General features: G+C 69.1%; 14 protein-coding genes. 4 read left to right on the forward strand and 10 right to left on the reverse strand.

The window, feature by feature from the left end; translation table 11 throughout:
- Nucleotides 1-7: 7 nt before the first annotated feature.
- A complete protein-coding gene (tcuC, locus tag PIQ37_RS18290) occupies nucleotides 8-1,312 on the reverse strand; it encodes an MFS transporter (RefSeq protein WP_320745347.1) in 1,305 nt (434 codons plus the stop codon).
- A 377-nt stretch (nucleotides 1,313-1,689) separates the two neighbouring features.
- Here tcuC and PIQ37_RS18295 point away from each other — a divergent pair, with 377 nt between their 5' ends.
- The 4 genes from PIQ37_RS18295 (at nucleotide 1,690) to PIQ37_RS18310 (ending at nucleotide 3,386) form a co-directional block, all read left to right on the forward strand.
- A complete protein-coding gene (locus tag PIQ37_RS18295) occupies nucleotides 1,690-2,157 on the forward strand; it encodes a metallophosphoesterase family protein (RefSeq protein WP_342074547.1) in 468 nt (155 codons plus the stop codon).
- Nucleotides 2,158-2,319: 162 nt separating this feature from the next.
- Entirely contained in the window at nucleotides 2,320-2,742 is a 423-nt protein-coding gene (locus tag PIQ37_RS18300; protein WP_342074548.1) for a hypothetical protein, read from the forward strand.
- 114 nt (nucleotides 2,743-2,856) lie between these two features.
- Complete coding sequence (locus PIQ37_RS18305) at nucleotides 2,857-3,138, forward strand: hypothetical protein (RefSeq protein WP_342074549.1); 282 nt, start codon at nucleotides 2,857-2,859, stop codon at nucleotides 3,136-3,138.
- Nucleotides 3,135-3,386, forward strand: a complete 252-nt coding sequence (locus PIQ37_RS18310; RefSeq protein WP_342074550.1) for a hypothetical protein — start codon at nucleotides 3,135-3,137, stop codon at nucleotides 3,384-3,386. The genes PIQ37_RS18305 and PIQ37_RS18310 overlap by 4 nt, the downstream gene beginning before the upstream one ends.
- Before the next feature lie 96 nt (nucleotides 3,387-3,482).
- On the opposite strand, the gene PIQ37_RS18315 is transcribed toward PIQ37_RS18310, so the two are convergent.
- The 9 genes from PIQ37_RS18315 to aroE form a co-directional block, all read right to left on the reverse strand.
- On the reverse strand, nucleotides 3,483-5,054 hold the full coding sequence (locus PIQ37_RS18315) for an SDR family oxidoreductase (protein ID WP_342074551.1): 1,572 nt from the start codon (nucleotides 5,052-5,054) through the stop codon (nucleotides 3,483-3,485).
- A gap of 233 nt (nucleotides 5,055-5,287) precedes the next feature.
- Complete coding sequence (locus tag PIQ37_RS18320; protein WP_342074552.1) at nucleotides 5,288-5,845, reverse strand: ankyrin repeat domain-containing protein; 558 nt, start codon at nucleotides 5,843-5,845, stop codon at nucleotides 5,288-5,290.
- A gap of 65 nt (nucleotides 5,846-5,910) precedes the next feature.
- The gene (gene katB / locus PIQ37_RS18325) at nucleotides 5,911-7,434 is read right to left on the reverse strand and encodes a catalase KatB (protein ID WP_342074553.1); all 1,524 of its coding nucleotides are present in this window, start codon (nucleotides 7,432-7,434) and stop codon (nucleotides 5,911-5,913) included.
- Between the two features lie 544 nt (nucleotides 7,435-7,978).
- Nucleotides 7,979-8,476 (reverse strand): hypothetical protein, encoded by a 498-nt coding sequence (locus PIQ37_RS18330; protein ID WP_342074554.1) that lies wholly within the window; start codon nucleotides 8,474-8,476, stop codon nucleotides 7,979-7,981.
- Nucleotides 8,477-8,619: 143 nt separating this feature from the next.
- On the reverse strand, nucleotides 8,620-10,749 hold the full coding sequence (gene dinG / locus PIQ37_RS18335; protein ID WP_342074555.1) for an ATP-dependent DNA helicase DinG: 2,130 nt from the start codon (nucleotides 10,747-10,749) through the stop codon (nucleotides 8,620-8,622).
- Nucleotides 10,750-10,816: 67 nt separating this feature from the next.
- Nucleotides 10,817-11,173 carry a hypothetical protein gene (locus PIQ37_RS18340; RefSeq protein ID WP_342074556.1) on the reverse strand — a complete coding sequence of 119 codons (357 nt, stop codon included), beginning with the start codon at nucleotides 11,171-11,173 and terminating at the stop codon, nucleotides 10,817-10,819.
- A gap of 43 nt (nucleotides 11,174-11,216) precedes the next feature.
- A complete protein-coding gene (locus PIQ37_RS18345) occupies nucleotides 11,217-11,561 on the reverse strand; it encodes a hypothetical protein (protein ID WP_342074557.1) in 345 nt (114 codons plus the stop codon).
- A gap of 130 nt (nucleotides 11,562-11,691) precedes the next feature.
- Nucleotides 11,692-12,036: a hypothetical protein gene (locus PIQ37_RS18350; protein WP_342074558.1), complete on the reverse strand. Its 345-nt coding sequence runs from the start codon at nucleotides 12,034-12,036 to the stop codon at nucleotides 11,692-11,694.
- A gap of 37 nt (nucleotides 12,037-12,073) precedes the next feature.
- The gene (gene aroE, locus PIQ37_RS18355) at nucleotides 12,074-12,922 is read right to left on the reverse strand and encodes a shikimate dehydrogenase (protein WP_342074559.1); all 849 of its coding nucleotides are present in this window, start codon (nucleotides 12,920-12,922) and stop codon (nucleotides 12,074-12,076) included.
- Between the last annotated feature and the right edge of the window lie 8 nt (nucleotides 12,923-12,930).

Raw genomic sequence — 12,930 nt, forward strand, 5'->3', positions numbered from 1 at the left:
GCCGCGATCAGGCGGCGTGGAACGTGCCAGCGCCGCGCTGGCGACGGAACAGCAGCAAGGTGCAGGCCAGGCCGATCAGCGCCGCCAGCGACAGCCACAACGCCGGCGCAGCGCGGCTGTGGGTGGTGTGGATCAGCCAGGTGGACACCGCCGGGGTGAAGCCGCCCATCGTCGCGGTGGCCAGGCTGTAGGCCAGCGAGAAGCCGGTGGTACGGACCTCCGCCGGCATCACCTCGGTCAGCGCCACCACCATCGCGCCGTTGTAGGCGCCGTACAGCAGCGACAGCCACTCGCCCACCAGCAGCAGCCGCACGAACGAGGGCGCGTCGACCAGCCACTGCAGCGCCGGCCACACCGTCAGCAACATGGCCACGCTGGCGAACACCAGCAGCGGCTTGCGGCCGATGCGGTCGCTGAGCGCGCCCATCACCGGCAGCCACACGAAATTGGACAGGCCGATGCAGCCGGTCACCACCAGGCTGTCCAGTTCGCTCAAGTGCAGTTCGGCGCGGCCGTAGGTCGGCATGTAGGCGGTGATCAGGTAGAACGACACGGTGGTCATCATCACCATGCCCACGCCGGCCAGGATCAGCCCGACATTGGCGCGCAGCGAGCGCGCGATGCCGGCCAGGTCCGGCGCCTGGCGCGCGGCGAATTCCGGGGTTTCCTGCAGCGAGCGGCGGATCAGGAAGATCAGCGGCACGATCAGGCTGCCGATGGCGAACGGCACGCGCCAGCCCCAGCTGTCCATCGTGCTGTCGGAGAGCAGCGCGTGCAGGGCCACGCCGAGCGCAGCGGCGAACACCACCGCCACCTGCTGGCTGGCCGACTGCCAGGCCACGTAGAAGCCGCGCCGGCCCGGCGTGGCGATCTCGGCCAGATACACCGACACACCGCCCAGCTCGGCACCGGCGGAGAAGCCCTGCAGCAGGCGGCCGAGCAGCACCAGCAACGGCGCCAGCACGCCGATGGTGCCGTAACCGGGGACGAAGGCGATCAGCAGCACGCCGGCCGACATCAGCCCCAGGGTCAGGATCAGGCCCTTGCGACGCCCGTGCCGGTCGATGTAACCGCCGAGCACCAGCGCGCCGATCGGCCGCATCAGGAAGCCGGCGCCGAACGTGGCCAGCGACAGCATCAGCGAGGCGAACGCGCTGTGCGACGGGAAGAACGCATGGCCGATGGCCGTGGCATAGAAGCCATAGACCATGAAGTCGTACATCTCGAGGAAGTTGCCGGTGACCACGCGGAACACGGCGGCGGCGCCGTGCGGCGCGGCCTCGGCGGCGGGGGGCGTAGCGGAAGAAGTCATCGATCGAAGTCTGCTGGAGAAGAAACGGCACCGCCTTGCGCTGTCGTGGGACAGCATGGGCGGCGCGCGTGGCAACGGTACAACACGTCGCGTGCGCATGCCGCCGTGACGCTGCACGTCGCTACGTGCGGGTTAATGCACAGCGGTGCGACGCCCAGGCCGGAACTGCCGCTGATGCAACATCGGGTGCATCCCGATACGCGCCGGTGATGCGCCAAGCGCCGATGTCGATGCCGATGTCGGTACGATCTCTACATCCGCGCCTGGCTCGCTGGCGCCAGCGCCTCAAGAACCAGGCGAGCACGCGCAGCTCGCAACGACGCAACCACGCCCGAGCAGGTAGCCTGCACGCTATCAAGCACCAGGAAGTGCCACCGATGCGTCCCGTTCGACCGCTGCATCTCGGCGTGATCGCCGACACCCATGGTCTGCTGCGCCCCGAGGCGCTGGCGGCCTTGCGCGGCTGCGCCGCGATCGTGCATGCCGGCGACATCGGCAAACCGCACGTGCTCGACGCACTGCGGGAACTGGCGCCGCTGCACGCGATCCGCGGCAACATCGATACCGCGCCGTGGGCACAGGCACTGCCCGAGACCCTGGACCTGGACATCGACGGCGTCCGCCTGCACGTGCGCCACGACCTGAAGACCCTGGCGCGCGTCGCCGACGGCGTGGACGTGGTGATCAGCGGCCACTCGCACAAGCCCTTGCTGGAGACCCGCGAAGGCGTGCTCTACCTCAATCCCGGCAGCGCCGGGCCGCGCCGCTTCCGCCTGCCGATCAGCCTCGGCCACCTGTATCTGACACCGACCGGCCCGCGCGGCGAGTTGCAGACCCTGGGCTAGCGCAGGCGGTTCCCGCGCCGTGGCGCAGGCGCCACGCGGCGTGCCACGCGCGGCGGGCAGGCGACGAACGCGCGCGATCTTCGCTACAGTGGAGGCGGGGAGGCGTGCGGCCAGCGGAAGGCGTGGCGACGCCAGGATGCGGCAATGCGAAGGGGAGCGAGCATGCGCAAGGGATGGAACGTTTTCGGCAAGGTCGGCCTCGGCCGCATGACCAAGGACGAGTACCAGGCCAATCTCAACGGCCTGAACATGTTCTTCGGCGCCGTCCTGGGCCTGGTGCTCACCGGTACCGAACGCCTCAACACCTGGCAGTTCGGCGTGGTCCTGGGCGTCCTCGCCAGCCTGGTCACCTCGATCCTGTTCATTTCCAGCAGCCGGCACCGGGTGGCGTACGCGATCTACACGCTGCTGATGGTGCTGGCGCTGCCGAAGGTGATCGACGTGATGCTCAAGGGCCAGGCACTGCTGCCAGACAAGGTACAGCCGACGCTGATCGTGTGGACGATGATGACCATCCTGGTGGAGTTCTGGGGCCGCGAACGCGACCAAGGCGAAGCGACGGCCGCCTCCGATCCATCCCGTTGAGCGGCGTTGGGCAAGCCTCGAGCGCATCGTCCGATCTTTCCGCTCCGGATGCGCCTTTTACGAACCAACCATGTCGAACCGGCTGCCGGCCGATCGCATCGGATGCCATGTGCCATGAAAGCATGTAGACCCTGGGCCGTTGCGCTTGCGTTGTGTCTGCTGACGAGCGCCTGCGCCACCATCACCGCGCCGCTCTACTCGTATCGGCCACGCCCCGTCCTGGCCCACCCGAGCGATGCCAGCTTCGACTTTCAAGGCAGCTGGGAAGGCGTGCTCGACGGCTTCGACGCGCCGCACTACGTGGATAGCACGGGCTTCCCCATGCGTTTTCGCTTCGTGGTTTCGCGCTGGCACGTGCGCGTCTACAACTGGTCAGGGGAACGTGGCAGGAAATGAAGCCGGGGCAGTTCCGCATGCGCAATTCCGGCCCGCATGCGCTCATTTACAGCACCACCTCGGGTCGCGATGAGGATGGCGTCTGGGTCGAGTCGTCGTCGTTCACGCTTGCGCGGACATCCAACGACGAGATGATCGTCTACTGGCAGCGCACGGTGAACAATCTCGACGTTCCCCCGACCGATCAGTGGCATCAATTCGCCTGGGGCTACAGCGGCACCATGCGGCGTGCGGCCGCCGGCGACTGACATCCGAAAGCACGACAACGCCGCCGGCATGGCCGCGGCGATCGTCGGAACAGGGACGCGGGCGCGCTGGCGCAGCCCGCCCCCACGCGCCGCCTCTCACCAATCCGTCGGCGCGTAGTCCTTGAGGAACTGGCCCCACACGTGCTCGCCGGTGTTGAAGCCGTGGATGATCGGATCGACGATGCGCGCGGCGCCGTCGACGATGTCCAGCGGCGGATGGAAGCGCTCCTCCTCCACCTTGCGCGCGGCGATCTCGGCCGGATCCTCGTCGGTGACCCAGCCGGTATCCACGCTGTTCATGTGGATGCCGTCGTTCTGGTAATCCGCCGCCGAGGTGCGGGTCATCATGTTCAACGCGGCCTTGGCCATGTTGGTGTGCGGATGGCGGGTGGTCTTGAAGTTGCGGTAGAACTGCCCTTCCATCGCCGACACGTTGACGATGTGCTTGTCGCGCTCGGGCGTGCGCAGCATCAGCGGCTTGAGCCGCGCGTTGAGCACGAACGGCGCGACCGCGTTGACCAGTTGCGTCTCCAGCAGTTCCACCGAGGACACTTCGTCCAGCAGCAGGCGCCAGGAGTTGCGCCCGCGCAGGTCCACCTGCTGCAGGTCCTGGTCCAGGCGCCCTTCCGGGAACAGGTGCTGCTGGGCGAGCAGGTCGTCGGCCAGCAGCGGCACCTGCGACAGTTCCGCGGCGCGCAGCAGGCCGTCGGCACCGGCGCGCCCGTGGCCCACCCCGGCCATCTGCGTGTTGCCCCCGGCCGGCAGCAGATCGGGGCCGCGCAGGCCTTCGTACTGGCCCACCAGCCGGCGCACGTGCTCGGGCAGGTCGTGCAGCGCGGCGGTCTCGCCGGCCAGCATGTGCGCGTAGAACTGCGGCGGCCGGCGCACGGTCTGGCAGGCGTTGTTGACGATGAAATCCAGGCGCGTGCGGGTCGCCAGCAGCTCGCTGCAGAACGCCTCGACGCTGGGCGTGTGGCGCAGGTCCAACCCGTACACCTGCAGGCGGTGGCCCCACTCGGCGAAATCCGGCTCCTCCGCGTAACGCGCCGCCGAGTCGCGCGGGAAGCGCGTGGTCACGATCAGCTCGGCACCGGCGCGCAGCAGCTTGAGCCCGGCCTGGTAGCCGATCTTGACCCGGCCGCCGGTGAGCAGCGCCACGCGCCCGCGCAGGTCCGCGGTCTCTGTGCGCTTGAAGTAGTTCAGCTCGGCGCAGGGCGGGCACATCTGGTCGTAGAAGTGGTGCAGCTCGGTGTACTTCTGCTTGCACACGTAGCAGTGGCGCAACTCGGGCGAATGCGCCGCCGGCGCCTCGGCCACGGCCTGCGCATGGGTCAGCGCTTCCGGGGTGTGCGGCGGGAAATAGTTGGGCGTGCTGAACACCGGCTTGCGCCGCAGCGCGCGGATGCCGGTCTGCGCCAGCAGCTCCTCGGCCTTGCGCACCTTCTCCTGGTGGCGCTCGCGCGCCTGTTCCTTGAGCAGCTTGCGCCGCGCCTTGGGCTCGGGGTTGAAGACCTGGGCGACCACCTGCAGCAGGCGCACCCGCTCGGCTTCGGGCAGGGTATCGAGCACGCGCCGGTCGGCGGCGATGGTCTCGAGCAGGTCCAGGGCGATGCGCAGGCGCTCGGCCTGGGGCAGGTCGTCGGGAGAAACGGGGGCAGTGGCGTTCAAGACAGATCCGGGATGGGCGACGGCGAGCCGCGGCAGAGCGCCGGCACGATGCCGACAGGGCAGCACGCGGCCCTGCGGCGCCGCCGCCCGCCGAAGCGGGAACAGCGGCGGCACGGGCCGCGGCGGGCCGGAGGAACCGGCCACCCGGGCATTTTCGCCGATCCGGGGCCTGCGATCCACGCGCCGTGCGATCGCCGGGCCCGGCACCCGCTCCGGAGGCGGGCCGGGGCCGCTCAGCGCGCCGGTGCGGTCGCGAACTCGCCGCGCTGCAGCTTGGCCACGTCGTTGCCTTGCGCATCCCTGGCCTGCAGGTCGGCACCCTTGGCGGCGAGGTCCTTCAGCACTTCGGTGCGCTGGAACAGGGCCGCGTACATCGCCGCGGTCTGTCCGGCGTTGTTGCGCTGGTCCGGCGCGCAATCGGCCTGCATCAGCCGCTTGGCGATGCTCAGCTCGCCCTTGAAGATCGCGCCCATCAGCGCGGTGTTGCCGCGCTTGTCCTGCGCGCAGGGGTCGGCCCCGGCGCGCAGCAACTGCTCCACCGCCGCCTGCTGGCCGTGGTAGGCGGCCAGGATCAACGCGGTGTAGCCCTTGTCGTCGCGCGTATCGAGGTCGTAATGGGCGCGGATGAACTCGGCCAACATGTCCTGGCGGCCCTGCCGCGCGGCATCGAAGAAGTAGCTGCGCAATTGCGCCTGCACCGCGGCCGGATCGGGCGCCGCCGGCGCGGGCGACGCGGCGGCGGCCGTGGCGCTCACGGCCAGGCCGAGCAGAAAGAGAACAACACGACGCATGGATGGTCTCCGCAAGGAAGATGCGCGGCGCGGCGATACCGCCGCCGGGCCGCGCGTGGGACGGATCAATCCTGCAGCTGCGCGGCCAGTTGCTTGACCCGCGCCAGGTCGCCCTTGGCCACCCGCGTCACGCCGCTGCCGTAGGCCGGGTCGGCCTTGTACAGGAACGAGAGCATCAGGTGCTTGCTCTCGTCGTCGGTGCCTGCCAGCGATTCGCCGAAGCTCTGGATCAGGTCCTGCTGTTCCTTCTTGCTGTAGCTGCGGAACAGTTCGCCGGCCTGCTTGAAGTTCTGCTCACGGGTGATCCTGGCCTGCTGGGTGGTGCCGGACAGCGGCAACTGGCTGTAGCGCGCGTTCGGATCCTGCGGCCGCGGGCTGAGCCGGCTCGGCTCGTAGTTCACGCCGCTACTGGTGCTGCCAGCATTCATCGCGCCGTCCTGGTTGCCGTTGTTCACCGCCACGCGTGGCCGGTTCACCGGCAGGCTCAGGCCATTGGTGCCGACGCGGTACAACTGCGTGTCGGCGTAGGAGAAGATGCGCCCCTGCAGCAGGCGGTCTTCCGACGGCTCGATGCCCGGCACCAGATTGGCCGGCGCCATCGCCACCTGTTCGGTCTCCTGGAAGAAGTTGTCCACGTTCTTGTTCAGCACCATCTGCCCGATCTTGCGCTCGGGCACGCCCGGCCAGATCTTGGTGGCATCCAGCGGATCGAAGTCGAACTTGGCCAGGTCCTCAGGCGCGAGCACCTGGATGTACAGATCCCACTTCGGATAGTCGCCGCGTTTGATCGCGCCGACCAGGTCGTTGGTCAGATGGCTGTAGTCCTTGCCCTGCACCGCCACCACCTGCTGCGGATCCAGGTTCTTGAGGCCCTGCAGGCTCTTCCAGTGGAACTTCACGTAGTGCACCTGGCCCTGCGCGTTGACCAGCTTGTAGGCATGCACGCCGTTGCCGTCCATGAAGCGGTAGCCGGCCGGCGTGCCTTCGTTGGAGTACAGCAGGGTCAGGGTGCGGGTCGCCTCGGGCACGTGCGAGAAGAAGTCGAAGCGGCGCGCATCGTCATCGAGGTTGGTGCGCGGGTCCGGCTTGAACGCATGCACCATGTCCGGGAACTTGATCGCATCGCGGATGAAGAAGGTCGGAAAGTTGTTGCCGACCAGGTCCCAGTTGCCTTCGCTGGTGTAGAACTTGGTGGCGAAGCCGTGCGGATCGCGCAGCGTCTCCGGCGAATGGTTGCCGTGTACCACCGAGGAGAAGCGCACGAACACCGGCGTGGTGGTGCCCGGCGCGAACACCTTGGCCTTGCTCAAGTCGGAGATGTCAGCGGTGGCGGTGAACTCGCCGTGGACGCCGGTGCCGCGCGCATGCACCACGCGCTCGGGAATGCGCTCGCGGTCGAAGCGCTGCAGCTTCTGGATCAGTTGCACGTCCTGCAGCAGCGTCGGACCGTTGGGGCCGGCGGTCTGCGAGTTCTGGTTGTCGCCCACCGGCGCACCATTGTCGCGGGTGAGCGTGGACTGCGCGGCGCTGGCCGACAGGATCAGGGAAGGCGACAACAGGACTAGCAACAAGACAGATCCAGGGCGCATGGCGTCGGCTCGTGTGAAGGGAGCTGCAGCATGGCGGGAGTAGGGCGCGCAGAACATTCGTTCCTTGCAATCGATGCCATCGACGCCACCAATCGGGCGCATGCACTGTGACCGCGAACATTGCTGGAGCGCGCAATGCGTTGCAGCTGGCGTGCCTGCGCAGCGTCAATCGACGGTCGGATCGGCGCAGATCGGCCGCAAAATGTAGACGCGCCTGGTTATCGGCAGGAGTGGTGCGTGTTGTGGAATGCGCGGGCAGCAGCCGAACGCGCGCACATCGGAAGAGGTGCACCCAAAAAGCGAAGAGGCAGGGTGGCAGCTTCTACAGGCGCAGTGCGTCCACCGATTGCGATGCCACACCGCAACGCCGCGGCAAGGGACGTTGCCGACCGCGCATGCCGCATGCCTTGGGGTGCGCCCGACGCTTCGGCACACGATCGGCGCCGCGGCACCTACGAAGGCGCCATTCCTGGGCAAGCGCGTCGTGAGCGAGAGGGACCAGTGCGGCAGCCCGCCCTCCCCGGCTTCGCCGCGATGGCGGACGCTAGCGCTTCGCGCTCAGCGCGCGGCTACGATCGGCGAACAGCGTCTGATCGGCGCGACTGTAGGCCTCGCGCTGCACGGCCGCATCGATGCCGCGCTGGAAGTCGGCGCGGAACCCCGACTCGGTGATGCGCTGGGCGATCAGGAACACCGCGTGCGCCGTGTCGGCGCCGACCGCCTGCGCATCGGGAAAGCCCTGGCGCCGGATCAGATCGGTCAGGCGCTCCTGGCTTTCCTTCTGCGCCGTTCGCACCTCGCGTGCATACGCGCGCAACGAGACGGTGTCGTGCTGCAGCCGCTGCGGCGAGTAGTCGCGCTTGAGATCGGCGCGGGCCTGCGCGTCGTCGCTGATCAACTGCAGCAGTTGCGTGCGATAGGCCGGATTGGCCGGCGCTGCCGCTGCTGCGTCTTCTGTCGGTGCGCCCACCGGCTGCGCCGCAGCGATGCCGGTCAGCACGCACAACGCCGCTCCGAACGCCCACTGTCTGGCGATTCGCATGATGATTCCCCCTGTCGCCCGCGATACTAGACCAGCACGCGCGCCCTGTCCGCGCCGCGGCGGCGAACGCACGCCGTTTCCCCCAATGCGATGCCAGCTCGGCAAACGGCGTCACATCGACAACCCAACGGGCGTCACGTCCGCTAGCCGATCACCCGCTTGAACGGCGGCAACGCATCGATGATGCGCTTGCCGTAGCGCTTGGTCAGCAGCCGCGAATCGAGAATGATCACGCGGCCGTGGTCGTCGGAGGTGCGGATCAGGCGGCCGGCGAACTGGGTCAGGGTGCGCAGCGCGTGCGGCACCGCGATCAGGTTGAAAGCGTTGAGGCCGCGGCTTTCGAACCATTCGCCGAGGGTGGCGGTCTGCGGATCGGTCGGCACCGCGAACGGCACCTGGGTGATGACCACGGTGGTGCAGGCCTCACCGGGCAGGTCCAGGCCCTCGCCGAAGGAATTGAGGCCGAACAGCACCGAGCCTTCGCCAGCGGCGATGCGGCGCATGTGCTCGCCGATCATCTGCGACTTGGAACCGTCGCCCTGCACCAGCACGCGGTTGCGCTGCGCGATCGGCAGCAGGTCGGCCACCTTGAGCATCTTCCAGCGCGAGGTGAACAGCACGATCGAGCCCTTGCCCCAGTCCAGTTCGCGCACCAGGTAGCGCGCCACTTCGCGCGGATGGCCCTCGCGGTCGTCCGGCGCCACCGGGAATGCCGGCACGATCAGCTCGGCCTGGTTCGGCAGGTCGAACGGCGAGGACAGCGACACCATCTCGGCATGCGCGGGCAGGCCGTTGTCGATCGCCAGCGCCTGGAAGTCGCCGCCGCCGGTGAGCGTGGCCGAGGTCAGCACGGCCGCATCCACTTCGCTCCACAGCAGCGAGCGCAGCACCTGCGCGGCCGACACCGGCGAGCAATGGCAGATCAGGTCGGCATCGCGCGAGGCGGTGATCCAGCGCGCCATCGGCGGCTGCCCGTCCTGGTCCTCGCGGCGCCAGCCCAGCCACAGCGCGTACTGCTGCTCGACCATCTCCAGGGCCATGCCCAGGTTGCGCTGCAGGCGTTCCTTGGCCGCATCCTCCTGCTTGGACTTGGCCGCCATCTGGTGCGCGGCCTGCACCCAGTTCAGCAGCGCTCCGGTGTCCTGCGCCTGCGCGTCGATCAGCGGTTTCCAGTCCTCGGGCAGGCGGCCGTTGGGCGCGCGCCACATCGGTTCGTCCTGGCCCGGCTCCGGCACCCACGCCCGTTCGATCTCGGCGCGGAACGCCTTCAGGCCCTTGGCCACCTGCGCGGCCAGTTCGACCGCCTCGTTGGGCAACTGGTTGCCGATGCGGTCCTTGTCGGCGAGCCGGTAGGCGGCGCCGACCAGCGCCTGCAGGCGGCCGGTGCGCCGCGCCATCTCGTCCAGCGGCAAGTTCGCCGCACCCTGGTCGATGGCGACGCCGGCGATGTGGTGGCCCTCGTCGAGCACCAGCAGCATGTCCGACGGTGGCGCGATCAGCGGCTGGCCGTTGTCGCTGTCGCCCAGCGACAGCGCCGACAGCAACAGGGCGTGGTTGGTGACCACGATCTGCGCATCGCGCACCTCGCTGCGCGCCTTCAGCACCGGGCACTGCACCGCGAACGAACAGCGGCGCCCGGCGCAGCCAGCGGCATTGGTGGTGATGCGTGCGCGCAGCGACGGCGGCACCGGTTCCGGCGCCGCATCCAGGTCGCCGTTCCAGGTCCTGTCGGCGTAGGCCTTGGCCAGCGCCCGCGCCTGTTCGGCCTCGGCCGGGCTCAGCGGACGGTCGTACAGCGGCGCCTCGTCCTCGAACATGCTGTCCTGCGCGGCCTCGCCATGCAGCTCGGCGACGTTGCGCGTGCACAGGTAACGGGTGCGGCCTTTGGCCAGCGCCACCGTGGCCTCCAGCCCGGTGGCCTTGAGGAAGGCCGGGATGTCGCGCTCGACCAGCTGCGACTGCAGCGCCACCGTGCCGGTGCTGATCACCAGTTTCTTCTTGCTGGCCAGCGCGATCGGCACGCCGGCGGTCAGATAGCCCAGGCTCTTGCCGACGCCGGTGGGCGCCTCGGCCACGCCCACGCCGCCGGAGGTGCCGAGCGCGCGCGAGACCACGCCGATCATCTGGCTCTGCGCGCGGCGCACGCGGAAGCCCGGCGTGTTGGCCTGCAGCTTGGCGTAGGCGTCGCGGATGGCCAGCTTGACCGCTTCGGTGAGCTGACGCGGGGACGGGCCGGACGCGGGCGGCGTCGACGGCGAAGCGGAATCGGTCATCCTGGCATTTTCTCACGTCCCGTCGCAAGGACTGAAACGCGGGAACTGAACGGCGCTGCGTGCCGCGTTACGGCAGCGGTGGCGCGGCCTTGCGCGGCAGCGCCAGCCACAGCGCGCGCAGCAGCAGGCCCAGCCCGACCACGTACAGCGCATCGTCCAGCAGATGCACCAACGCATAGGCGTCCGGATGGGTGCCGCGGAACTGGGGCGTCATCAGCGCCACCCAGCCGAGCACCGCGTTCAACAGGCGCGGCAGGATCGCGCCCATCAGCAACACCGTCAGCCCGAGCCGCGCCAGCGTGCGTGCGCGGCCCGGCGCCAGCCGCGGGAGCAGCAGCAACGCGATCAGCGGCAGCAACAGCCGCGCCAGCAGGCCGAGCGCGCCGGTCAGCACGCTCATGTCCAACACCGGGTGCACGCTCATCGCCAACATCCTCGCCTCCCTGGACGACGCACGTCTTTGTTCCTCAGTGCAGCGGCGCGCGCCGCGCCGGCAGGGCGAACCACAACGCCAGCACCAGCAACAGCGCGCTCACTGCCGTCAGCAGGGCGACGATCGCCTCCGACATGACCATCCACAGGTTGGATTCGCTCGCGCTCGCCGCGCGCGACATCAGCCACGCCGGCAACAACGACATGCCCGTCGTCAGTACCACGGCCAGCACCAGCACTCCCAACCCCCACAAGCCGAGGGTACGCGGCCGGCCAGGGCCGCGCGTGGCCAGCAACCCCAGCCCGACCGCAGACATCGCCAGGATCGGCAACTGGAACAGCGCGGTGAGCAAGAGATAGTTCACGGCGACAGGGTCCACGCAGGACCTCCTCTTGATGGGCAGCGAACGGGTCGATCGGTACCGGCCAGGACCACGCCATGGGCGCGGCCCGGGCGTACCTGCAGTGCTCGCAGCACGATCTCCCTGGACGCGGGTCGCCGCGACGCCATCAGTGCGGGTTTGCGACGCGCGGCGGCATGGCGAAGCGCAACGCCAGCACCACCAGCAGCATGCCCACCGCGAAGATCAAAGCGACCGCGCCGTTGACGATGCCCAACAAGCTCGAGATCGACGAGTAACTATGACCTTGGGAAATCAACCACATCGGCACGAACGACAACGCCAGCCCCAGGCCCAAGGCCAGCAGCAGGATCGCCAGCCCGCAGATTCCCAAGGTGCGCGCACGGCCAGGACGGCGCGTGAACAGCAGCGCCAGTCCGACCACATAGACCAGCGCAATCGGCAACTGCGTGAGCAGTCGCGTCAGCACTTGCAGCATCAATGATTCGTCCATGCGTTTATTCCCGGATAGATGGTGGAGGCGAAGTGTTTCAGTCGGCGCTGACCAGCACTGCATCGCGCTCGCGCAGCGCGGCGTACACCGGGTCGGTGTCCGGGCGCACGCCGTGCCAGGCCTCGAAACTCTCGGCGGCCTGTTCCACCAGCATGCCCAGGCCGTCCACGGTGTCGCGGCAGTGCGCCGCGCGCGCCCAGGCCAGGAACGCGATCGCCACCTCGCCGTAGTTCAGGTCCACCGCCAGGGTCATGCTGTTGATCAGCGACAGCGGCAGGGTGAAGCTGGCGGCCGGGTCGCGGCCGATGGTGGTGGCATTGACGATCAGCTCGAAATCGCCCAGCTCGCGCAGGTCCTCCCAGTAGCGCGAGATCGCGCGCGCCGGCTCGCCCAGCGCATCGACCAGCGCGTCGGCGCGTTCCGGCGCCCGGTTGACCACCACCAGTTGCTGCACGCCGGCCTCCAGCAGCGCCGGCGCCACGCCGCGCGCGGCACCGCCGGCGCCCAGCAGCAGCGCGCGGCGGCCGCGCAGGTCCAGGCCATTGCGGCCGGTCAGATCGCGCACCAGGCCTGCGCCGTCGGTGTTGTCGCCATGCCACTGGCCGTCGCGGACGCTGAGGGTGTTGACCGCACCGGCCGACTGCGCGCGTGCGCTGTGCACCACGCTGAGGGCGAACGCGGCTTCCTTCAGCGGCAGGGTCACGTTGGCGCCGACACCGCCGGCGGCGGCGAAGGCGGCCAGCGCCGCGGCGAACCCGTCGGCCTGGACGTCGATCGCCTCGTACTGCAGGGCGATGCCGGTCTGCTTGGCGAAGGCGGCATGGATGTGCGGCGACAGCGAATGGGCGACGGGATGGCCGAACACGGCAAAACGGGAGTTGGGCATGGAGCGCT

It is taken from the genome of Xanthomonas protegens (assembly GCF_038442435.1).
Classification (GTDB): domain Bacteria; phylum Pseudomonadota; class Gammaproteobacteria; order Xanthomonadales; family Xanthomonadaceae; genus Xanthomonas_A; species Xanthomonas_A sontii.